Annotated in this window: 17 protein-coding genes and 1 pseudogene; 8 read left to right on the top strand and 10 right to left on the bottom strand. The window is 65.3% G+C overall.

What is annotated here, in order from left to right:
- Positions 1-81: 81 nt before the first annotated feature.
- Genes ACLL97_RS01565 through ACLL97_RS01555 form a run of 3 tightly spaced genes read left to right on the top strand, consistent with a single transcriptional unit; the run spans position 82 to position 2,985 of the window.
- Entirely contained in the window at positions 82-1,695 is a 1,614-nt protein-coding gene (locus ACLL97_RS01565) for a SulP family inorganic anion transporter (protein ID WP_411278713.1), read from the top strand.
- A gap of 18 nt (positions 1,696-1,713) precedes the next feature.
- A complete protein-coding gene (locus tag ACLL97_RS01560; protein WP_411278712.1) occupies positions 1,714-2,484 on the top strand; it encodes a carbonic anhydrase in 771 nt (256 codons plus the stop codon).
- A 9-nt stretch (positions 2,485-2,493) separates the two neighbouring features.
- Positions 2,494-2,985, top strand: a complete 492-nt coding sequence (locus ACLL97_RS01555; protein WP_411278711.1) for a hypothetical protein — start codon at positions 2,494-2,496, stop codon at positions 2,983-2,985.
- Between the two features lie 15 nt (positions 2,986-3,000).
- Here ACLL97_RS01555 and ffh read toward each other — a convergent pair whose 3' ends face one another.
- The gene (gene ffh / locus ACLL97_RS01550; RefSeq protein WP_411278710.1) at positions 3,001-4,386 is read right to left on the bottom strand and encodes a signal recognition particle protein; all 1,386 of its coding nucleotides are present in this window, start codon (positions 4,384-4,386) and stop codon (positions 3,001-3,003) included.
- A 291-nt stretch (positions 4,387-4,677) separates the two neighbouring features.
- Here ffh and lon point away from each other — a divergent pair, with 291 nt between their 5' ends.
- Positions 4,678-7,137 carry an endopeptidase La gene (lon, locus tag ACLL97_RS01545; protein ID WP_411278709.1) on the top strand — a complete coding sequence of 820 codons (2,460 nt, stop codon included), beginning with the start codon at positions 4,678-4,680 and terminating at the stop codon, positions 7,135-7,137.
- Between the two features lie 12 nt (positions 7,138-7,149).
- Here the strand turns inward: lon and ACLL97_RS01540 are convergent, their stop codons facing one another.
- From ACLL97_RS01540 to ACLL97_RS01525, 4 genes are read right to left on the bottom strand one after another with little or no spacing between them, the layout of a single operon-like run.
- On the bottom strand, positions 7,150-8,469 hold the full coding sequence (locus tag ACLL97_RS01540) for a DUF445 domain-containing protein (protein WP_411278708.1): 1,320 nt from the start codon (positions 8,467-8,469) through the stop codon (positions 7,150-7,152).
- Between the two features lie 4 nt (positions 8,470-8,473).
- A complete protein-coding gene (locus ACLL97_RS01535; protein ID WP_411278707.1) occupies positions 8,474-9,802 on the bottom strand; it encodes a hypothetical protein in 1,329 nt (442 codons plus the stop codon).
- An 11-nt stretch (positions 9,803-9,813) separates the two neighbouring features.
- Positions 9,814-10,659: a prepilin peptidase gene (locus ACLL97_RS01530; protein WP_411278706.1), complete on the bottom strand. Its 846-nt coding sequence runs from the start codon at positions 10,657-10,659 to the stop codon at positions 9,814-9,816.
- A 51-nt stretch (positions 10,660-10,710) separates the two neighbouring features.
- On the bottom strand, positions 10,711-11,478 hold the full coding sequence (locus tag ACLL97_RS01525; RefSeq protein ID WP_411278705.1) for a TrmH family RNA methyltransferase: 768 nt from the start codon (positions 11,476-11,478) through the stop codon (positions 10,711-10,713).
- Positions 11,479-11,589: 111 nt separating this feature from the next.
- Between ACLL97_RS01525 and ACLL97_RS01520 the strand changes: the two genes are divergently transcribed.
- Positions 11,590-12,411, top strand: coding sequence for a M48 family metallopeptidase (locus tag ACLL97_RS01520; RefSeq protein WP_411278704.1), 822 nt, complete (start codon positions 11,590-11,592; stop codon positions 12,409-12,411).
- A gap of 16 nt (positions 12,412-12,427) precedes the next feature.
- Here ACLL97_RS01520 and ACLL97_RS01515 read toward each other — a convergent pair whose 3' ends face one another.
- The 4 genes from ACLL97_RS01515 to ACLL97_RS01500 are packed head-to-tail and all read right to left on the bottom strand — an operon-like array spanning position 12,428 to position 17,890.
- Entirely contained in the window at positions 12,428-13,258 is an 831-nt protein-coding gene (locus ACLL97_RS01515; protein ID WP_411278743.1) for a purine-nucleoside phosphorylase, read from the bottom strand.
- Positions 13,259-13,299: 41 nt separating this feature from the next.
- Entirely contained in the window at positions 13,300-14,370 is a 1,071-nt protein-coding gene (gene add / locus ACLL97_RS01510; protein ID WP_411278703.1) for an adenosine deaminase, read from the bottom strand.
- A complete protein-coding gene (locus tag ACLL97_RS01505) occupies positions 14,367-14,663 on the bottom strand; it encodes a hypothetical protein (protein WP_411278702.1) in 297 nt (98 codons plus the stop codon). Before ACLL97_RS01505 ends, add begins: the two co-directional genes overlap by 4 nt.
- 17 nt (positions 14,664-14,680) lie before the next feature.
- The gene (locus tag ACLL97_RS01500) at positions 14,681-17,890 is read right to left on the bottom strand and encodes a 5'-nucleotidase C-terminal domain-containing protein (protein ID WP_411278701.1); all 3,210 of its coding nucleotides are present in this window, start codon (positions 17,888-17,890) and stop codon (positions 14,681-14,683) included.
- Positions 17,891-18,064: 174 nt separating this feature from the next.
- Between ACLL97_RS01500 and udk the strand changes: the two genes are divergently transcribed.
- From udk to ACLL97_RS01485, 3 genes are all read left to right on the top strand, one after another.
- Positions 18,065-18,733 carry a uridine kinase gene (gene udk, locus ACLL97_RS01495; protein WP_411278700.1) on the top strand — a complete coding sequence of 223 codons (669 nt, stop codon included), beginning with the start codon at positions 18,065-18,067 and terminating at the stop codon, positions 18,731-18,733.
- Positions 18,734-18,745: 12 nt separating this feature from the next.
- A complete protein-coding gene (locus ACLL97_RS01490; protein WP_411278699.1) occupies positions 18,746-19,462 on the top strand; it encodes a response regulator in 717 nt (238 codons plus the stop codon).
- A gap of 87 nt (positions 19,463-19,549) precedes the next feature.
- Positions 19,550-20,968 carry an ATP-binding protein gene (locus ACLL97_RS01485; RefSeq protein ID WP_411278698.1) on the top strand — a complete coding sequence of 473 codons (1,419 nt, stop codon included), beginning with the start codon at positions 19,550-19,552 and terminating at the stop codon, positions 20,966-20,968.
- A 113-nt stretch (positions 20,969-21,081) separates the two neighbouring features.
- Here the strand turns inward: ACLL97_RS01485 and ACLL97_RS01480 are convergent.
- Positions 21,082-21,894, bottom strand: a pseudogene (locus ACLL97_RS01480) (SIR2 family NAD-dependent protein deacylase); the annotation flags it as partial.
- Between the last annotated feature and the right edge of the window lie 41 nt (positions 21,895-21,935).

Below are 21,935 nucleotides of genomic sequence, written 5' to 3'. Positions count from 1 at the left end.
AACCCCTCGACAGAGGTTATGTATTGTACATCGCTTCCGCTTCAACGTAGCTGCCAGCTCCCCGCCCCTGAATCCTGACGCATGATGGGAACCCGAACGATCGATCCACCCGGCGCCGCCATTGAGGTCCGCCTCGTCGCACGAACCAGCCTGTTCGACACGTGGCGCGACGACGTGCCGGCGGGCATCGTCGTATTCCTCATCGCCCTGCCGCTCTGTCTCGGCATCGCCGTCGCCTCCGGCGCTCCGCTTATCTCCGGCGTTATCGCCGGCGTGGTGGGCGGACTCGTGGTTGGCGCCTTATCAGGGTCACCGCTCATGGTCAGCGGCCCGGCGGCCGGCCTCACGCCCGTGGTGCTCCTCGGCATTCAGCAGGTGGGCGGCTTTGAACGCTTGCTGCCAGCCGTTGTCCTCGCCGGCATCCTGCAACTGTTACTCGGTGGCCTTCGCGCCGGCGTCGTCGCGTACTACGTGCCGTCGTCGGTCATCAAAGGCATGCTGGCCGGTATCGGCCTCACGCTCATCTTGAAGCAGCTGCCGCACGCGCTGGGGTACGACGGCGACTACGAGGGCGACATGTCGTTCATCGAGTCATCGGGCTCCACCACCATCGGCTCACTCGGCGAAGCGCTGCAGCAGATTCAGCCCGGCGCGGTCGCCGCGGCGTTGCTCGGGGTCAGCGTCATGCTCTGGTGGCCGCGCTCGCCGTTCGCGCGTATGAAGCTGCTGCCCGCACCGATGGTGGCCGTCGGCATCGGCGTCGCGGTGAACGAAGTGCTCCGCCTTGTCCTTCCCGACTTCGCGATCCGCGGCACGCACCTGGTGTCGTTGCCGACGATCACCGGTGGGGATCTTATGCAGCACGTCAAACTCCCCGACTGGAGTGCGCTCTCCAGCCCGGTCGTGTGGCAGCTAGCGCTGATCATCGGTCTCGTGGCTAGCCTCGAATCACTGCTCAGTCTCGAAGCCACAAACAAGCTCGACCCGCAGCGTCGCGACGCGCCCGTCAATCGCGAACTGTTGGCGCAGGGTGCCGGCAATATCCTGGCGGGCCTGCTCGGCGGCTTGCCGATCACCGGCGTCATGATCCGCAGCTCGGCAAACGTCGACGCCGGCGCGAAGTCGCGCTTATCGGCCATGGTGCATGCGGTACTGATGCTCATTGCCGTCGTCGCCCTCGGCTTCATACTGAATCGCACACCGTTGGCCGCGATCGCCTCGGTCCTGCTGGTCACCGGATTCCGTCTTGCCGCGCCCGCGTTGTGGGCTACCGCCTGGCGTCTCGGCTACAGCCACTTCATTCCGTTCATGGTCACCGTCGCGGCCATTGTGTTCACCGATGTATTGCGCGGTATCGGGGTTGGCCTCGTGATCGGCATTGGCTTCATCATCATGGAGCATCTGCGCAGCCCTGCGTTATCGCGCATCAGCCCGCCCGGCGCGGTGCTCACGCGCTATGCGCTCCCTGAGCAGGTGACGTTCCTCAGCAAGGCCAGTCTCGCTCGCGCGCTCAATGCGATGGCGCCCGGCTCCCGCGTGGAAATCGACGGTCGACGCACTACGCGCTTCGACTACGATGCCCTTGAAGTGCTCCTGCTGTTCCGCGAAACCGCCAAGGCTCGCGACATCGATTACCGCCTCGTCGGCATTCCCGAAGCCGAGCTGACCCCGGCGCACGTGCGCACCATTTCCTGACGACCCCGAGAACTCCTCATGGAAGAATTCCGTCGTATCATCGAAGGCAATCGTGCCTGGGCCGCCCGAGTCAAAGCCAGCGATCCTGATTTCTTCAGCGAAAGCGCTCAGCGTCAGGAACCGTTGTTTCTGTACATCGGATGTGCCGACAGCCGCGTGCCGGCCAACTCGATTACCGGCACGAAACCGGGTGAACTGTTCGTGCATCGCAACATCGCAAACCTTGTGATGCCGAGCGACATCAATGCGATGAGCGTGCTGCAGTACGCCGTCGAAGTGCTCGACGTGAAGCACGTCATCGTGACCGGTCACTACGGTTGCGGTGGGGTGAAGGCCGCGATGTCCGGTCAGCAGCATGGGTTGGTGGACCACTGGCTTGGCCCCATTCGCAACGTACTGCGCTGGAACAAGGTGGAGCTCGACGCGATCGCCGATCCGCAGGCGCGCTTCGACCGCCTCGTGGAGCTGAACGTGCTCGAGCAGCTCTACCACCTCTCTGAAACGCCGATCATCCAGCAGGCCTGGGCGCGCGGCCGGCGGCCGTTGTTGCACGGACTCGTCTACAGCCTCAAGGACGGCATCCTGCACGAACTGGCGACCGGTATCGACTCGCAGGACGCGGCTGATCATCTGGCCGATCGACGCTTGTCCGGCGTCGCGGCGGGCCCGCCGCCAATCGGGCGCGTAACCGCGCCGATCTTGGCCGGCGAAGGACTGGCCGATGAAATCGCGCGTCGGGTGGTCGCCCGGATGACAGAGGCCTCGGAAAAGCGCCCCCCGTCCCGCTAGGTTGCGTCAATGGCCAAGTCACCTACTCCCTATCGCGCACTGACGCCCGAGCGGCGCCTGTTGCTCGTTACGTCCGCCCTCGCCAAGCACAAGGGCGCGCGCACGCTGTACTCGCAGCGCCTCGCCGCCAAAGGCGGCGGGTTTCGCGCCGCCACGCTTCTGTCGTGGCCGGTCGACAAGCTCGCCCGAGAATTCGTGCGACTGAATGCACAGTCGCCGCAGGATGAGCTGGAGCTACTGCAGCTGCTCTATGTCGATCTCGAGCCGCAGATCCAGATCACCTTTCTCGATGCCGTCGGCGTAACGCACGAGGCCGGTGTCATTCCCGAGGAGCTCGAACCGCCGTATGCCGACGCCGAGTCGGTGGCGCGTGGCGCCGCGGCCGTGCTCGCGCGGCATGACGCGGAGGGGCAACACTACCTGCGCACGCTGGTGGTGTACAACCTCCCTTCGTGGCCGGGACTCGATACGGCGCTGCCCAGCACAGAAACGGCGAGCTAACGCTCGCCGTTTCGTTCACCGCATTCCGAACATCCCGCCGCCGCCAAATGGCATTCGGGGCATACCGCCGCCCCCCTTTCCACCGCCACCGCCGGGCCCGGCGCCGCCGGGACCGCCGCCCATCTTCTTCATCATCTTCTGCATTTCGCGGAACTGTTCGAGCAGCTTGTTGATCTCGCTCACCGGGCGACCGCAGCCCTTCGCGATCCGCGCGCGACGTGAGCCGTTCAAAATCTCCGGCTTCTTCCGCTCCTGCGGCGTCATCGACAGCACGATGGCCTCGATGTGCTTCATGCGCTTCGGGTCCATTTTGACGTCTTTCAGCATCTTCGAGTTCACGCCCGGCAACAGCTTCAGCAGATTCTCGAGCGGGCCAAGTTTCTGCATCTGCCGCATGGCCGTAAGGAAGTCCTCGAGATCCATGCCTTCCCGGCGAACCTTCTTTTCGAGCTTCTTCGCTTCGGTGGCATCGAAGGTTTCCTGCGCCTTCTCCACCAGCGACACGATATCGCCCATCTGCAAAATGCGCCCGGCCATCCGCTCCGGATGAAACTCCTCGAGCGCATCCGGCTTCTCGCCGACACCGATGTACTTGATCGGCTTCTTGAGCACGCCGTAGATCGATAGCGCGGCACCACCGCGCGCATCACCGTCCAGCTTGGTCAGGATGACACCGGTCACGTTCAGCGCTTCATCGAAGCCCTGCGCGATCTTGACCGCTTCTTGACCGGTCATGCCGTCGGCCACAAGCAGAATCTCGTCGGGCTTGATCGCCGCCTTGAGCCGTTTGAGCTCGTCCATCATGTCGGCGTCGATCTGCAAACGACCGGCCGTATCGACAATGACCACGCGATCACGAGCCCGCATGCCTTGGTCGATACCGGCCTTCGCGATCTTGACGACGTCCTTCGTGTCGCGATCAGCGTACACCGGCACATTCAGCGCTTTCCCAAGCGTCTCGAGTTGGTCGATGGCGGCGGGGCGGTACACATCGGCCGCCACCAGTCGCGTCGCTTTATTCTCGAGCATCAGCTTGCGGGCGAGCTTGCCGGCGGTGGTCGTTTTACCCGACCCCTGTAGGCCGACCATCATGATGATCGTTGGCGGCACGGTGCTCATCTTGAGCCCCTCGCGCCGCTCGCCGAGCATCGCGGTCAACTCGTCGTGGACAATCTTCACCAACTGCTGAGCTGGCTGGATCGTCTTGATTTGCAACACGCCGACGGCCTTCGCCTCCACCCGTTCGAGGAACTCACGGGTAAGCGCAAAGTTCACGTCGGCTTCGAGGAGGACGCGCCGAACTTCGCGCAGTCCTTCCTTGATGTCGGCATCGGTGAGAACGCCACGTCCGCGAAGCTTCGCGAAGACGTTCCCGAGTTTGTCTGAGAGCTCGTCAAACATAGACTGGAAAGGCTAACCCACGCGGTCTCCTCATACAACTATCACGAAGTGGCTCAGGGGTCCGCACTCGTCACGGGGCCGTCCGGTCACGGCACCCGAGCCGGGCCGTGACGCCGCACACCGGTTTCGGGACAAGGGGGTGACGGAACGGGCCACCCATGACGCAACTTGCGTCGGAAGCACACGTCGTACGTCTTTTCGCTCAGCCTAGATTGATGTAGTTCGGATCACGCTGTCACTTTCTTTGCCCGTCACGTGTCACGATCGAATCCGCGGTACCCCAGCATCCCGATGCCTCGCGGCCAGCGCAAGGAAGAAATTCTTCGCGCCGAGCTGCCCCCAACGCTGCCCATGATGGCGCTGCGCTCCACGATCGTCTACCCGTTAGGGACGATCGCGGTGCAGATGGGCGCCCCCGAAAACCTCGCGCTCCTCCGAGCGCATGAGGAATCCGGGCTGGTGGTCGCGCTCGTCGTTGCCTCCGGAGATGGAGACGAGGCGATCGATCCGCACAATTTCATTGGACGGGTGGGCGTGGCGGCTCGAGTGCACGAGCGCATCAACCTGCCCGGCGATACGGTCCAGATCACTCTACAGGGACTGCGGCGCATCACGATCGATGCCATCGATCAGGTGAACCCGTTCGCCATCGCGCAAATCCAGGGCGCCAAGGAAACGCCGGCCGACGTGCTGGAGCTCGATGAGCTGGTGGCGCGTACCGTATCCGCCGCCGAAACGCTGGCCGAGTTGGTCGATCGCATTCCCAACGAGGTGCCGCAGATCCTCAAGATGAACGTGTCCGATCCCGGACGCTTCGCCGATCTCGCGGCCACGAACATGAACCTGCGCATCTCCGACAAGGAAGAAGTGCTGCAGCGTCTCGATATCGGTCATCGCATCCGCTTCATTCTCTCACGGCTCGAGCGCGAAGTCGCCCGCGCCCGCGTGATGGAAGACGTGAAGAAGCAGACCGAGGTCAAGATCGAACAGCATCAGCGCGAGTTCTATCTCCGCCAGCAGCTACGCGCGATCCAGTCGGAGCTCGGCGAGGCCGATCCGAACGAGAAGGAGTCGGTCGATTTGCTGCGCCGCATCGATGACGCGCATCTCCCCGAGAAAGTCGCCACCGAAGCGCGCCGCGAAACGGAGCGGCTGCGCATGCTCTCGCCCGCGTCCAGCGAGTATCAGGTGTTGCGCACGTATCTCGATTGGGTACTCGCCCTGCCTTGGCATGCGCGCAGCGCCGACGATCAGGAAATCGTGCTCGCCAACGTCGAAGACGCACTCAGCGATCGTCACTACGGCCTCGACGAAGCGAAGGAACGCATCATCGAATATCTCGCAGTGCGCAAACTGCGCGGCGGCGATCCCACCGGTCCGATTCTCTGCTTGGTGGGACCGCCGGGCACCGGCAAGACGTCGCTGGGCGAAGCGATCGCCACCTCCATCGGCCGCGAGTTCTATCGCATCTCGGTGGGCGGCGTGCGTGATGAAGCGGAGATCCGCGGACACCGCCGCACCTACGTGGGCGCTATGCCAGGTCTGCTCATTCAGGCGCTGCGTCGCGTGGAAGTGCGCGACCCGGTCATCATGATCGACGAGATCGACAAGATGAGCAACGGCGGCAGCTCGGGAGACCCCACGGCGGCGATGCTCGAAGTGCTCGATCCATCGCAAAACACGTCGTTCGTGGACCACTACCTGAACCTACCGTTCGACTTGTCGAGCGTGCTGTTCATCTGCACCGCGAACAATCTGTACGACATCCCCGGTCCGTTGCGCGATCGCATGGAAGTGATCCGCATAGCCGGCTATACCATCGAAGAGAAAGTCGAGATCGCGCAGCGGTATCTCATGCCGCGCTTGCTCGAAGACCACGGACTCACCACCGACGACATCGTCGTACCGGAGCAGACGCTGGGCTTCATCACCAGCCGCTATTCGCGTGAAGCCGGCTTGCGTACGTTCGAGCGGTCACTCGCGTCACTGCTGCGCAAGCGCGCCCGCGCCAAGGCCGATGGCGACATCACGTCGTGGGAGATCGGCATCGCGCGCGCCGAGGAGATCCTCGGCACGCCGCGCTTCTCAATGGAAGAAGCCGAGATGGAGCCCGAGATCGGCGCCGTGACCGGACTCGCGTGGACGAGCACCGGCGGCGACATCATGACGATCGAAGCGTTGCGTATGCCGGGCAACGGCAAGCTCACCGTGACCGGTCAGCTGGGCGACGTCATGCGCGAATCCGTGGACGCCGCGTATTCGTTCGTGCGATCGCGCGCGACTACGCTCGGCATCGAGGATATCGAGTTCCGTGAGTCGGACATGCACCTGCACTTCCCCGCCGGCTCCATTCCCAAAGACGGCCCGTCGGCGGGTATTGCGGTCACCCTCGCTCTTGCCAGTGCCCTGTCGCGCCGCCCCGTGCGTCGCGATCTCGCACTGACCGGCGAAGTCACGCTGCGTGGTCGAGTGCTGGAAATCGGCGGCGTGAAGGAAAAGGTGCTGGCGGCGTATCGCGCGGGGCTGCGCGAAGTCATCATGCCGAAGGGCAACGAGAAGGACGTGCGCGATGTGCCGCAGGAAGTGCGCGACAAGATGGCGTTTACGTTTGCAGCCACCATGGACGAAGTGTTGCACCTCGCGTTGTTGCCGCATGCGGATACGCACCCGGCCGATGCCGTGCCGCTCGACGTGAGCAGCGCGGTGACGACATCGGATGACCGCCCCACCGTGGTCACGTTGGATCGGTAGCGCCGACGCCAGTCACCGGTTGAGTAGCAACCCCGCCGAATACAGGATCAGCCCGACCAGTCCACCTACGATCGTGCCGTTGATCCGAATGAACTGCAGATCGCGACCGATCTGCAGTTCGATTTTCCGGGATGTCGCATCGGCGTCCCATGCCGCCACGGTGGCAGAGATCAACTTCGCGACTTCCTCGCGCGCCTGCTCCACCGAGTACGACACGATCTCCACAATCCAGCCGTCTACCTTGGCGGAGAGCACCGGATCCTCCAGCACTGCCTGCCCGAGCCCGGCCAACCATCGCTCGATCTGGTCCGGCTCCTTCTCGGCGTCGTCGGCCAGCCGCTCGGCGTAGGTGGCGAGGCGCGCCTTCACATCGCCCCACACGTCCCGCGAGAAATCCGCCACCCCGGGGTGGGCCAGCACATCGAGCTTGATCTGCTCGAAGCGCGCGATGGTGTCAGGGTTCTCCCGCAGCGAAGCCACAAAGCGATCTACCGCCTCGTCGTAGCGCTGACGGAGGGGATGATCGGGATCGGCCGCGACCGCCACCAACGTCTTTTCCACGCCGCTCACGATCTTGTCGCCCACGCGACTGTCCACCGCCCCGGGCACCCACCACGGGCTCTCCGCTTTCACCTTTTCGCGGATCATCGCCTCGTTCTCGTTCAGAAACTTGGCGGCGAGGCGCAAGGCGTCATCCAGCAGGGCCTGATGCCGACCGCCGGTCGTGAGCAACTCGAACAACCGCGCCATGAGCGGCGCCGCCTGCATGCGCCGCAACCTCGACACGATGCCACGATCCACCATCTCCTGCACGTCTTCGTCGCGCATCACGCCCACCGCACCCGACAGCCCGTGCGCCGCGTGTCGGGCCAAGCGCCGACTATTCTCGGGCTGCGCCAGCCACTGCGCCGCGCGGTCACCAAGATTCATGGCCGCGATCTTGGACGCGACCACCTCGCGCGTGAGGAAATTTCGCTGCACGAAATTGCCGAGCGCGGTGCCGATGCGATCCTTCCGCGACGCCACGATGGCCGTGTGCGGAATCGGGATACCCATCGGATGACGGAACAAGGCGGTCACCGCGAACCAGTCGGCAATGCCACCCACCATGGCGGCTTCGGCGAACGCCCGCACAAAGCCGAGCCAGGGATACCGCGACTCGAGCAGGCGCGTGACCACGAACAGCAGCGCCACGCCGACAAGCATCAGCGTGGCCACGCGCTTCATCTGCACCAGCCGGACGCGTTTGACTTCGTCGTCGGGCGTGATCTGCAGGGCGGCCGGTACCGCCGCCGATGGCGTGACCGGTACCGCGACCGGCGGGATCGCCATCGGGCTAGCGGACGACGGTGATGCCGGCCGGGTCGATCAGCTTGATGCCGATCCGTGCGGGAGTATCCATGTATATCACTACGGGCTGGCCGCCCAGCTGTTCCAGCGCGAGCGTCACCGTTCTCGCGATTCGGGTGCCCTTTGCCGGCACATCGTAGTGCCGTGTCGTGGCGCCGCCCGGGATCGCGAGGCGCGCCAACTCGTACCGCCGTCGCGCGGCATCGCCCATGAGGTCGAGAAAATCGGCGGCGTCCACCGCCGAGTCCCAGGCCGTCGCCCACACCAGCGCATCGCCGTCTGGCGTGCGGATCACCGTGAACTTGTCGCCGTCTCCGCCACCCGCGCCGCGACGGGCCAGCGCCTCGTCCTTGAGATGCTGCACCAACAACAAGCGCGTTTCGAATTCACCGAAGCTGTTGCTGTACACCACCGTGCCGGTACGTGGCGCGGGCAGTGCAACCGTGACCGGCACGTCGCGCGCGGCCTTGTTGTCGGTGAAGTAGGCCGCGTCGTTGAGAATCTGTTTAGTGGAGATCGGGAGATCGGTGAGCAGTTCCTTCTCAGGACGCTTTTGGATGAACCGCCGCACGAAATCGGCCCCACCGAGATACGGGAAGAGCAACCCTTCGCGCACCGAGCGCGGCGCGGCCGAAAACACCGGCATACCCGTCTGGGCATCTTTCATGGCGTCGCGGATACGATCCCAGCCCCCAGGCATCTTCAGCATCGGCCCCGCGTTGGGGTCCATGCGAAGCTGGAGCAACACCGCCTGGCCTTCGAGCACGGCCTGCGCTGCGGCCTGACGATCGGCGTTGTCCACCTGCGCCTGCACCGAGTCGATCTTCACGTACTGATCCTGCAGCGCGTGCACCAGTTCGTGCGACACCGTCTGACGCAGCATTACCGGCGGGGCGCCATCCACCACGTACAGCACCTTGGTCGCGGGATCGTAGTAGCCGACAATCTGCTCCTCGAGCAGCTTCTGCAGCAGCGCCAGCAGGTTCATGGTGTCGGGCACCATCCCCAGCAGCTTGTACGCCGACTCCTGGCCGGCCAGTTGCGTGCGCGCCCGTTCGCTTTCGAGCTGTTGGCGCACGAACGCGCCGACCTCGTCACGCGTGCGCGACTCGATCCGCGGTGCCGTTTTGAACGTCAGTCCCGTTTCCTTCTCGATTTTCGGCACGAACTCAGCGACGAGTTCCGCGTACGGTCCCTCCCCCTTCGGCATCTTCTCGCCGCAGGCGGCGATCGTGGTGAGCGAAACGCAGGCGCCCAGCAGGCGCGCGTACAGCACCGTGCGGCGAAGAGTCGAAATGAGGAGAGTAGCTCGCATCAGCATCGATATCAGGTCGGGAACGCGCGCTGCAGATACCACGCGATAAGGGGATCTCCCCAAAGCAAGACGAGCATGGCAGCAGGCGCAAGGAAGACACCGAACGGCACATCGGGGAACTCGAACGCCGCATCGGTACCACGCGTGCGCCACTTCACGATGGGTCCGACAATGAGCAGAAACACCACCGCACCCACGAATGCCCCTACGATGATCGTGAGCAACGAGCGCTCCGCGCCCAGTGCCGCGCCCACCACGGCCATGAGTGTCGTATCACCAAAGCCCATGGCCTCGCGCTTCATGATCACTTCGGCGAGCCAGCCGATAATCGTGATCGCCCCAGCGCCGGCGCAGGCACCGATGAACGCCGCCCACGGCGACGCGAAGTGCGATGTCTCGCCGATGAAGAAATTCGCGATCGCCGCCGCAAATACCATCGCCAGTCCGCTGATCGTAAAGCCGTCCGGGATCAGATACGTCATCGCATCCGTTACCGCGATGCCGAACAGGACCGTGCCGAACACCGCGACGCGCAGCGCCTCGAAGGTCAATCCGAAGGCCACAAAGCTCGCCACCCACCCCAGCGCCACCAGCAGTTCGACGGCCGGATACTGCATCGAAATCGGCAGTCCGCAACCGCGGCACTTGCCCCGCAGTAAGAGCCAACTGAGCAGCGGAATGTTCTCGTGCCAGGCAATCGCGCGCTCGCACTTCGGGCAGCGCGAGCGCGGACGCACGACACTGAGCTCGGCGGGCCAGCGAGCGATGCACACGTTCAGGAACGACCCGATGGAGGCCCCGAGCAGGAACACCGGCAACAGTACGAGCGCGAGGAAATCAGCAGTGAGTGGAAGCACGGAAGGGGGCGAAGGCCAGACAACGAAGGCGAACCGGCGACGATGCAACGACTACCCGACACGCAGCGCGTGCAGCAGGATCCCTGCGGCCACCGCTACGTTCAGCGACTCGATACCGGGCGCCATCCGGATTGCCACTCGCGACGTGACTGCCGCGGCGACGTGTGCCGATAGCCCGGCCCCTTCGTTACTCACCACCAGTGCCAGATGCGCTGGCAAGGAGTCCGCCGCAACCTGATCGAGAGGCACCCCATCGGTGTCCGCCGCCCAGACGGGCACGGAGTGCGACGCGGCAAATTCCGCGAACGCGTCCCACGACATCGGCAACGCCGGGTGCACGAAGAGTGCGCCCATCGTGCTACGGACGACTTTAGCGTTCCACAGGTCAACGGTTCCCGGCAAAGCGACGGTGGCCGTGACGCCGAGCGCCGCGGCGGTCCGGATCACCGTGCCTACGTTACCAGGGTCCTGAAGGGCATCCAACACCAAGAATCGACTGGAGGGGCCTTCAGGGGCCCGCAGTGACCGCTCCGGGATCGGCGCCACGGCCAGAACCCCCTGCGGGGTCTCCGTGCCCGCCGCGCTCTCGAGCTCCTCGTCGCTCACCTCGACCACGGCGATGCCCCTCCCGTCGGCCACCTCCACCAGCTGCCGTCCACGGGCCTGATCACGAAGGATCGCGGTCACGAGCATCCCCTCTACCGGTAGCCCCGATGCCAGCAGCGCCTCGACGGTGCGCACCCCCTCCGCCACAAAACGGTGCTGCCGATCACGCGCTTTCCGGCGCTGCAGGTCACGAGCCAAGCTCAGTAGCTTCACGGATGCAAACGGGTGCGAGTGGGGTAAGACTCAGCGCGTGGCACGGGCTATGCCATGTTGGACGATAGAAGCACCTTGACATCAGACCAGCATTCCAGACAGGCGACAGCCATGCGTGAGAATACACGACGGAACAGCAAGTTGGCGATGATCGGCCTCACGGCGTTGCTCGCGGCGACGGCGTGTGTGCCGGCCACGCCGCAAGAGGTGGCGATGGGCAACGACTACGCGCAGCAGGTCGAGCGCGAGCTGCCCATGATCCGCGACCCCGACATCGTGCGATACATCAACGTGCTCGGCGACTCGATCGCCCGGGTCTCCGACGACCGAAGCCTGACCTGGCGTTTCAACGTGGTTGACCAGCCGGAGATCAATGCCTTCGCGGTGCCCGGAGGCCATATCTACGTGTATCGTGGCCTCATCGAGAAGTCCACGAATATGTCCGAACTCGCCGGCGTTCTCGGCCACGAGATCGCCCACGTGACACAGCGCCATAGCATGCAGCAGATGGCCAAGGCGCAGCGGGCGAACATCGGACTCACAGGGCTCTGCCTGTTCGTGCCCTCCGCCTGCCAAGGCGTGGCGGGGGCGGCCGTGCAGATCGGTGCGCAGGCCGGCTTCGCGAAATTCAGTCGCAACGACGAGGCCTCGGCTGACAAGTACGGCGTTACGTATGTGACGCGGGCCGGCATCGACCCGCGCGGCATGCCGAGCATGTTCCGCATTCTTATCGCTGAACGCCAGCGCAACCCGAGCGGGGTGGATGCGTTCTTCGCTTCGCACCCGATCGAAGAAAGCCGCGTGGCCAACACCGAAGCCGAAATCCGGAAAATCAACCCGGTGGTCCTCAAGTCCCTCACCCGAGACACCCGCGCCTTTCAGACATTCAAAACGCGCTTGGCGGGGCTGCCGCGCACGCCGGCGAAGCGATAGGCGTCGAGGGGACGCACTACGGCAGGCGCGCCACGAACTCGGTGATCAACGCTTCAAAGCGGCCGGCCACCGCTCGACCTGCTTCCATCACCTCGGCGTGATTGAGCTTCTCGAGTGATAGTCCAGCCGCTTTGTTCGTGATGCACGATACAGCGGCCACGCGCATACCTAGCGCGCGCGCCACGATCACCTCGGGCACCGTCGACATCCCCACGGCATCGACGCCGAGCCGCTCCAGCATCCGCACTTCGGCCGGCGTCTCGTAGGTCGGCCCCAGCAACCCGCAGTACACCCCATCGTGCAGGGGCACGCCGGTTGTTCGCGCCGCCTCGTGCAGCAGGGCGCGCAGCTTGGCGTCGTAAGGATCGGACATGTCAGGGAAACGTTCGTCGCCCGGCTCCGCGGCCCCGAACAGCGGATTGCGGAACATCATGTTCATATGATCGGAGATCACCATGAGGTCGCCCGGATTGAAGGTGCGGCGCACACCACCGGCCGCGTTCGATGCGCAGTAGACCGTGATCCCCAGCGCGTGCATCACGCGCACGGGGAACGCCGCCAACGCCGCGTCGTGTCCCTCGTACATGTGAAAACGACCGGCCAGCGCAAACACCTGACGACCGCCCAGCATACCGACCAGGAGCTGTCCGGCGTGTCCGGCCACCGTGGCCAGGGGAAAGCCCGGTACATGCGAAAACGGAATTCGCACCGCGCGCTCTATGCGGTCGGCCAATCCGCCCAAGCCGGAGCCAAGCACGATCCCGCACACGGGCACGGGCGCCTCGGGGCCGAGACGCTGTCGGATGTACGCCGCCGCCACCGCAGCGGCAGCGGCCCCCGGCGCCATCCGCTGCGATTCAAACGTCTCCGTCGCGAAGGCGCGCTCGCTCATACGGTCACCGCGATGTCTTCGGCGTTGGCGAGCAGGTCGCCGATCTCGATCGCGATATTCTCGCGCAACGTCTCCCGCTCCACGTGCGGCAGGAACGCCGAGTCGAATGATGTAATGGCCAGCATCGCCAGCGTGTCAATGTCGAAGTTCAGGTGCTGCGCGCAGCGCACGTACTCGTCGGTGAGCGACAGGCCGCTCATCAGACGGTTGTCGGTATTGATCGTGACCACCGCCCCCATGACGACATAGCGCGCCAACGGGTGATCGGCGAAGGTGGGCACCACGCGCGTCTGCACGTTGCTGGTGGGGCACACTTCGAGCGGGATCCGATGATCGATCACGTACGCCTCCAGCGACGGATCTTCCCGCAACCGCGTTCCATGCCCGATCCGATCGGCAGCGCAGCGATGTAGCGCGTCACGAATGCTGTTCGGGCCATCGCCTTCGCCCGCATGCACGGTGACGGCGAGATCGTGTGCGCGCGCGTAGTCGAACGCCAATGCGTGCGCCGAGGCTGGATTACCAAGCTCGCCGCCGGCGAGGTCGAAGGCCACGACACCCTTGCCCTTGTACGCCACCGCCAACTCGGCCATTTCCATCGCATGCGGCCACGGGACGCTGCGCAGCGCGCAGACAATTACGCGCGCCAATGTGCCCGTCTCCTTCTCGCCGCGCGCTAAGCCACGCAACACGGCCTGCATCACGTCGTCGAGTGAAAGACCAGCACGCACACTGAGCGCGGGACAGAATCGCGCCTCGATATAGCGCACGCCGTCGAGCGCCGCATCGAGGACGAATTCGTGCGCCACACGCTCCAGCGACGCCGCGTCCTGCATCACAGCCAGCGTGACGTCGAATCGTGCGAGGTAATCCTCGAGATTGCGAGCGTCGTCCACCCGCATCCACTCGCCAAGTGCCGCGGCCGTCGACACCGGCAGCGTGAGACCGCGCTCCGCGGACAGCTCGAGCAGCGTAGACGGCCGCAATGAACCGTCGAGGTGACAGTGAAGATCCGCCTTCGGCATGCGCTGGACGATCTCGACAAACGCCGGGTTCACCGTGCTCACGACGTCACCTCGGCACTACCCGCCTCGGCGCTACCCGCCTCGGCGCTACCCAGCTCGGGCGCCGCGTTGACCTGATCGCGCACCGGCACGACCCGATAGATCGAGCCCCCAACGAGCGCCTGCGATGCGTCTACCGGTAGGCCGCGGCTGTCGGTGAGACGCTGACGCCCGGCGTCCACTTCGGTCGCCAGTTCAGGGAAGAGCGCCCGGACGGCGTCGACTGCCAGCGAACCGTGCGGCACCGATACGCTCCGTTCGTTCACATAGACCCGAAGCGAATCGGGGACGGACATCGGAGAAACGACATCACTCATTTCGGTGCTCCCGCGCCAACGGCGCGAATACGTTCGGTCGCATCGCCGCGCACGGGCTGCGGCAGCGCTTGCAGGTAGCTCGCCAGCATGTCGATGTCACGCACCGTCAGCACCTCGACCGAAATCGTGCGCGCCAGCGAGGCACCTTCGGGATCGTCGATCATGAAGTCGTTGACGGCCAGCGAGTAAATCCGGTCGGCATCGAGTGGCGCGCCGTTGGCGCCGAGTACGCGCACGATGCGCTGCCCCTGCGGCTTGGCGGGATCGTATTCGATCGTGAGTCCACTCACATGCGAATTCGGTCGACCGTTCCAGACCCACCGCTCGGCCGCCGCCACGAGATCGCGTCCGCGCAGGCGAATACGCACCAGCACGTTGCTGAAGGGCGAGATGTTGTGCACGCCGCCGAACGTAATCGGGCCCGCCGGAATATCGGTGCGGATACCGCCGTTGTTCCAGGCGCCGAAGTCGGCGTTACCCTTCACCCGTGCGGCATCAGCCACGAGGTTGCCCAAGGCGTACTGGTTACCGCGGCGCAGCAACCCGTCGGCAATGGTCGCCACCGGACGATCCATCCGTGTCAGCACCTTCGCGGTGGCCGCCGTCACGATCGAGTCGACGATCGGATCGGCACCCGCCCGCTCGTCGCCGTACACGTGGCGGATCTCGGCGCGCGCCTGACCGCCTTCCAGCGGGATGTCCACCACCGCGATGGCTCGGCCATTCGACGACGTCTGCACCACGGGCATATTACGCCGACGCAGCACGATATTCGTGTGGGAATGACCCATCACGAACACGTCGGGCGTGTCGGTGAGCTTTTCGATGATGTCGAGGCCGCCGCCGGAGCAGACATCCGGCTTCTCTCGATCGCAACGGGCGCCATCGTGCGCGAGCGCGATAACAATCTTCGCGCCGCTGGCGCGCAAGGCGCGGACGCGCTCGCTGATAATGGGTGCGGCGTCGAGGAATTTGAGCTGGCGCACATTACGCACTTTCGTCGACGTAGCCGTGTGCTCGCCGGCAGTACCCACGATGCCGATGCGTACGCCACCTCGCACCACCATGGTGTCGGCGCGCATCCATGGCAGCGGACGGCCGTCGGCCGCGCGCACGTTGGCCCCCAGCACCGCGTACCGGAGCTCGTTGAGACGCACGCGGAGTGTATCCTGCCCGAAGTCAAATTCGTGATTCCCGATCGCACCGGCCGCCACGTGCAGCCGGTTGAAGACCGCCACCGTGGGCTTCCCGGCGTCCCAGTCAGAGGCTGGCGCACCGGAGAACAGGTCACCCGCATCGACCACGACGCTTTGGCACTGACCGGTGCACTCACGCTGCGCCTTCTCGATCGCCGCCGACAGCGCGACCGCTCCCCCCTGCGAGCGGCCACGTTCATCTGGTCGGGTCGAGAGCGCACCATGGAAATCACTCATGCTGATCACGCGCAGCGTACGCCCCGTCGGAGCGACCGTCGGGGACCTCGCAGACGCCGCCGCCGGCGCACCACCAGCGGCCTCTCCGGCACGACCGCGATTCTGCTCGCGATACGCGATCGCCCGCGCCGCGGTCGGCTCCAGACGCCAGTTCACCGAGGCGTATTTGGCCGGATCAAGCGTGCCCGCCTTGGCCACCTCGTCGATGATCAGCGAACGGATGTCGACGTCCTTCTGGAACACGACTGGCGCCGAGGCTAGCATCGCGTACCCACCGCCACCGCTTTGCCGATAGTTGTTCAGTGCCATCGTGAACGAATCCATCGCCTGCACGTCGCGACCATTCCGCGTAAGCGTGGTGATGCGTGCACCAGCGGGCTTCGTCAGGTCGATCACGTAGTCCACGCCCGTGACCACGTCGAAGTTGTAGCCGGGAATCTTTGGATCCACCAACCCGCCGGCGGGCGCCGTGCCATCGGGCGAGAGCGTGCGGTAGTACAACGCCGACTGCTCGAGGAAGGCGCGCAGCTGGGCGCCGGTAATACGCACGGCCCGTAGCGTATTCTCGTAGGGATACAGGCGCGACAGCGCCGCCTGCGTAACCGCACCGGTGTCGAGCGTCGCGTCGAGCGAGAAGGCCGCAGTGGCCGCAAGCTCCGCGCCCGACTCGCGGCGCATCACCTCGTTGATCAGATCGGTGATCGGCGCGTCGACCACGCGGGAACTGTCGGCGCGCCAGGTCACCGCCGTGCGACCCACCGGGGTGTTCACCCAAGTGACCGTGGCTCTGTGCGTCGTGGCGGATGCGGCCAACACGGCCGGCGACTCCGTATGGCCGGCCACCTTGACCGACTGGCCACGGTGTTTCACGACCGCCCACTTGCCCTTTGACTTTTCAAGCGTCAGCGTAGCCAATGCCACCGATGCCGCCCAGTTACGCGGCTGCACCAGCAACGCCCCGTTGATCGTGGAGTCCACCAGTTCGCGGTGAGAATGACCGTAGACCACGAGGTTGATGCCGTCAATCTCACGCGGCACGCGCGCGGCGACATTCTCCGAGGCGAGCCCGGTTGCCACCGTGTCGTAGGTCGCGGCCTCGTCCAACCCGGAATGCAGCAGCACCACAACTACATCGGCCTTCCGACGCTTGACCTCGGCCACCGCGCTGCGCACCGAGGCCACGATATCGGATACCGTGAGGCCGGCCGCGCGCAGATTGTCGCGATCCCAGAGCATGGAGCCCGGCGTGGTGCCGCCGATGATCGCGATGCGCACCCCGCGTCTGTCGATCAGCGTGTAAGGTGCCACGAACGGGCGCCCCTGCGCGTCGCGCACATTGGCGGCCACGAACGGGAAGGCCGCCTTGGCGATCGCCGCCCGCAGCGCCGGCACTCCGAAGTTGAACTCATGATTCCCGAGCACCGCGGCGTCATAGTGCATGACGTTCATGGCCGCGATCACCGGATGGACCGGCGGCGGGGCGATCTTGGCGGCCACGTACAGCAGCGGATTGCCCGAGAGGATATCGCCGCCCTCGACCAAGAGGACTCGGCCAGGATTGGCCGTCCGAACCGAATCCACGATCGTGGCCGCCCCGGCCAGCGTACGAGCGAGATCGGGGGCGTTGGCGTAGTAGTCCCAGCCCCGCAGACGTCCGTGAACGTCGGTGGTGGCGGCAATGACGAGGTCGAACCGTCCCGACTGTGCCGGCAGCGGGGCAACCGCGGCCAGCGTCAGAACAGCCGTGGCGAACAGCGAAGGCAAGCGTTCCATAGAGAGAAGCTAGCAACGGCCGTGGCCAACCGCTTGCCCCTCCTCTCAGCCCCCGCGAACTTGCCCGTATCGGTCCCGGCCGCCGATACGCTTCCGTTACACCGTCGTGGCGGTCCGGTCACGACACAGGGACAGGTTGATCATCGTGCAGTGTCGGAACCGGAACAGCCGCTCATGAAACCGTTGATTATCGGGATCGCAGGCGGCACCGGCTCAGGGAAGTCCACGGTTGCGCGCAAGGTCGCCGAAGCACTGCCTGTGGCGTCGGTTGCCTTTCTCGAGATGGACGCGTACTACCACGATTTCCGGCACCTCACGCTGTCGCAGTTGCATCACGTGAATTGGGATCATCCCGATGCCTTCGACGTGGAGTTGCTCACCGTACATCTCGCGGCGCTCTCGCGCGGCGAGCCGGTGGATATGCCCGTCTACGAATTCGCGACCCACTCCCGTAGCGAACGCACCCGACGCATTGCGCCGGCAGACGTCGTCGTCGTTGACGGCATTCTGCTGCTGGCCGACGCCAATGTGCGCGCGTTGTGCGACGTGAAGGTTTTTGTCGACGCTGATCCCGATATCCGACTCATACGACGCATTCGCCGTGACACGGCCGTGCGCGGACGGACGCTGGAATCGGTGCTCGATCAGTACTTGAAAACCGTGCAACCCATGCATCTGCAGTTCGTCGAACCCAGCAAACGCTACGCTGACGTGATCGTCCCGAGAGGCGGCAGCAATCTGGTCGCCATCGAAATGATCGTCGCCAAAATCCAGCGTCGGCTCATCTCTCGCGCAGCAACGCGAACCCCCTTGTCCGTGCCCGTAACGGCCGAACCGGCCTGAGCCAGATACCGTATGCAAGCTGCGCCGTCTACTGAACGCATTCTCGTGGTCGATGACGAGCCGGAAATCGTGGCGCTTGTCACCTATCATCTCGCCAAAGTCGGGTACCGGGTGGCGACGGCGGCCACCGGGCAGGAGGCACTCGATCATGCCCGCCGTGAGCGACCGTCGTTGATCGTGCTCGATCTCATGCTGCCCGGCATCTCGGGCTTCGATGTCCTCGAGCAGCTCCGCTCCGACGAGAGCACGCGCGACATCGCGGTCCTCATGCTCACCGCGCGCCGTGAAGAACCCGACCGGATTCGCGGCCTGTCGCTCGGGGCGGACGACTATCTCACCAAGCCGTTCAGCCCCGCCGAGCTCGTACTGCGCGTCGGCGCCATCCTGCGCCGCACCGGCAACACCGCGCCCGTGAATGCTGACACGTTGGTGATCGGTCCTCTGCACGTCGACCGGGCCGCGATGGCGGTCAAGGTGGAAGGACAGGAAGTCGACCTCACCCCCACGGAATTCAAGCTGTTGCTCACCCTGGTCGAGCGGCGCGGACGCGTGCAGGGACGCGGCCTGTTGCTGGAAACGGTGTGGGACGCCGCGCCTGACATTCAGACGCGCACCGTCGACATGCACGTACAGCGACTGCGCACCAAACTCGGCGCCGCCGGTGACATGATTGAAACCGTGCGCGGCTTCGGCTATCGCTTCCGGGCGGCCATGCCGCGCGGCGGGTGATCCCCGATCCGCCTCGCCATCGCCATCGCCACATTACGCAGGCGTGAGCGTGTCATGAGTGTGTCATGAGTGTGTCATGAGAGTGTCATGAGGCTTGCGCCCCGCATCGTGTTGAACAGCTTCGTGGTCGCGACGCTGCTCGTCGGTATCGTGCTCTTCGCCGTCGAACGACGCGTCACCGAGCGCGTGCGGGCCGAAGAACCAACCGCTGTTGCCTCGTCTGATGAGTTTCTGGCCAAGGTGCGTCGCGATATCGTGATCGCCGGGCTCGCCGCCCTGTTGGTGGGTGTCGCACTCGCGCAAGTGCTCGCGGCGCCGGTCGCGCGTCCGATCGAAGAGCTCCGCGACGTCGCACGCGGCCTCGCAGCCGGTGATCTCACGCAGCGCCCGTCACGCGCCATCGCCGGGGGTGAAGTGGGCGATCTGGCCGACGCCCTGCGCCGGCTGGCCGAGCAGCTCGAGGCGCGCCTGCAGGCGCTACATGGCGAGGAAGCGCTGCTGGTCGCGCTCACGGAGTCCCTGAATGAGGGCGTGATCGCCGTCGATGCGCGGCAACGAGTGGTTCGCATCAACGAGACCGCGCGGCAACTGCTGCGGCTGCGTGAACCGGTGCCCTTCCCCGCCGATTTTCTGCCGCGCGACCGCACCTTGCGCGAAGCCCTTGCGGCAGTGCTTTCCGGATCGGGGGCGGTGCCCGAGGAGGTTCGCGTCGACGACCGAACAATGTCACTCACCGCCCGGCCGTTGCCTGGGGGCGGTGCCGTGCTCGCGCTCTATGATCTCACTCCGATCCGTCGACTCGAAGCCGTACGCCGCGACTTCGTGGCCAACGTCTCGCACGAGTTGCGCACGCCACTCACCGTGATCGGCGGTTTCGTGGAAACGCTCCAGGACGAAGAACTGCCCCCCGACTTGCGCCGTCAATTCCTCGCCATGGCCGAGGGCAACGTGCGACGTATGCAACGCATCGTTGACGACCTGCTCGACCTGTCACGAATCGAGTCGGGCGGATGGGTACCGAATCCCGTGGATCTCGACGTCGCAGCGGTGGCAGCGGAGGTGTTTGCCCCGCTGCAATCGGCCGCGGCCGCCAAGGGCATTGTGTTGCGCACCGAGATTGGCGTCGATGCAGCGCATCTCGACATCGACCCGACCGCCGCGCGCCAGATTCTCAGTAATCTGACCGAGAATGCGCTGAGACACACGACCGCCGGCGAGGTCGTGCTCTTTTCGCAGCAGGACGACGGCGGCGTGCGGATTGGCGTGCGTGATACCGGCTCGGGGATCGGGGCCGAGCACCTGCCGCGCATTTTCGAGCGGTTTTACCGGGCGGACCCCGGTCGCTCGCGAGAGGCTGGCGGCACGGGACTCGGCTTGGCCATCGTGCGTCATCTGGCCGAGTCGCATGGGGGCAAGGTGAAGGCCGAGTCGCAGCCCGGTGTCGGAACCACGATTTCGGCCTGGATCCCTCGCGCTGACGAAGCCGTGGACTACTCCAAACGCTGATCTGAAGGATGATCCGTCGGCGATGTGCCGATCGGGAACTCGACCGACGCCGATGGGGGAACAACATGGTCCCGGATCGGCGGAGCCGTCGATTCATGGCGACGAGCCCGACGTCCAGCGAACGCCTCCGCGATGAGCCGCGGCAGCATGACCCCAGCCGGCCCTTCGATGGGCAGGATGCTCGGTCCGCGGCGCTGCCCTGCCATGGTCGGATTGACCACGATCACGGTGGCCCCGTGCGTGGCCGCGATCCACGGCAGTGATGCCGCCGGCTCGACCACGTTCGACGTGCCCACCGAGAGGAACACGTCGCACGCGACCGCCGCATTGCGAGCGGCCTCAAACTCAGCCATCGGCATCTGCTCGCCAAACCACACCACGTCGGGACGCATCAGGGCGCCGCACGTCGGACACGGCGGGGGCTCGGCGGCCTGCGCCTCGGTCGGCACCATTGTACCCGGGCACCCCGCACTGCAGCGGGCCCGCATCAGCGATCCGTGCAGTCCGATAATGTCACGCGAGCCGGCCCGCTCGTGCAGATCATCCACGTTCTGGGTGACCAAGGTGCAATGCGCGACCCGCGAGGCGAGGGTCACCAAGGCTTGGTGCGCCGGATTGGGCTGAGCCGCCCGGACCATCGAGCGTCGGGCCGCATACCATTGCCATACGCGGGTTGGATTGGCCGCGAAGGCCTCGGGCGTGGCCAGCTCCTGCGGGGAAAACTTCGCCCAGAGTCCGGTGAGCGCATCACGGAATGTTGGAATGCCGCTCTCGGCCGACACGCCCGCGCCTGACAGCACGCAGACGTGTTCAGCCGCGCGGAGGGCGCGGGCCGCGACCGAGAGCGCTTCAGCGCGCGTCTGCGGATCGGTCGGCGGGGGCGACGCGACGCGTCGTCTTTCGAGCAAAGGATCAGAGGCAGCCATTATGCCGGCGAGAATATCACGACAGGGCTCGCCGCACCAGC

It is taken from the genome of Gemmatimonas sp. (assembly GCF_046594945.1).
In the GTDB taxonomy this organism is placed as follows: domain Bacteria; phylum Gemmatimonadota; class Gemmatimonadetes; order Gemmatimonadales; family Gemmatimonadaceae; genus Gemmatimonas.
This window is presented reverse-complemented; position numbering and strand designations above follow the sequence as displayed.

What these genes read in the sequence shown, in the direction of transcription:
- ACLL97_RS01565 (WP_411278713.1), top strand. Translation starts at nt 82, where the DNA reads ATGATGGGAACCCGAACGATCGATCCACCCGGCGCCGCCATTGAGGTC.
- ACLL97_RS01560 (WP_411278712.1), top strand. Translation starts at nt 1,714, where the DNA reads ATGGAAGAATTCCGTCGTATCATCGAAGGCAATCGTGCCTGGGCCGCC.
- ACLL97_RS01555 (WP_411278711.1), top strand. Translation starts at nt 2,494, where the DNA reads ATGGCCAAGTCACCTACTCCCTATCGCGCACTGACGCCCGAGCGGCGC.
- ffh (WP_411278710.1), bottom strand. Translation starts at nt 4,386, where the DNA reads ATGTTTGACGAGCTCTCAGACAAACTCGGGAACGTCTTCGCGAAGCTT.
- lon (WP_411278709.1), top strand. Translation starts at nt 4,678, where the DNA reads ATGCCTCGCGGCCAGCGCAAGGAAGAAATTCTTCGCGCCGAGCTGCCC.
- ACLL97_RS01540 (WP_411278708.1), bottom strand. Translation starts at nt 8,469, where the DNA reads ATGGCGATCCCGCCGGTCGCGGTACCGGTCACGCCATCGGCGGCGGTA.
- ACLL97_RS01535 (WP_411278707.1), bottom strand. Translation starts at nt 9,802, where the DNA reads ATGCGAGCTACTCTCCTCATTTCGACTCTTCGCCGCACGGTGCTGTAC.
- ACLL97_RS01520 (WP_411278704.1), top strand. Translation starts at nt 11,590, where the DNA reads ATGCGTGAGAATACACGACGGAACAGCAAGTTGGCGATGATCGGCCTC.
- ACLL97_RS01515 (WP_411278743.1), bottom strand. Translation starts at nt 13,258, where the DNA reads ATGGCGCCGGGGGCCGCTGCCGCTGCGGTGGCGGCGGCGTACATCCGA.
- ACLL97_RS01505 (WP_411278702.1), bottom strand. Translation starts at nt 14,663, where the DNA reads ATGTCCGTCCCCGATTCGCTTCGGGTCTATGTGAACGAACGGAGCGTA.
- ACLL97_RS01500 (WP_411278701.1), bottom strand. Translation starts at nt 17,890, where the DNA reads ATGGAACGCTTGCCTTCGCTGTTCGCCACGGCTGTTCTGACGCTGGCC.
- udk (WP_411278700.1), top strand. Translation starts at nt 18,065, where the DNA reads ATGAAACCGTTGATTATCGGGATCGCAGGCGGCACCGGCTCAGGGAAG.
- ACLL97_RS01490 (WP_411278699.1), top strand. Translation starts at nt 18,746, where the DNA reads ATGCAAGCTGCGCCGTCTACTGAACGCATTCTCGTGGTCGATGACGAG.
- ACLL97_RS01485 (WP_411278698.1), top strand. Translation starts at nt 19,550, where the DNA reads ATGAGGCTTGCGCCCCGCATCGTGTTGAACAGCTTCGTGGTCGCGACG.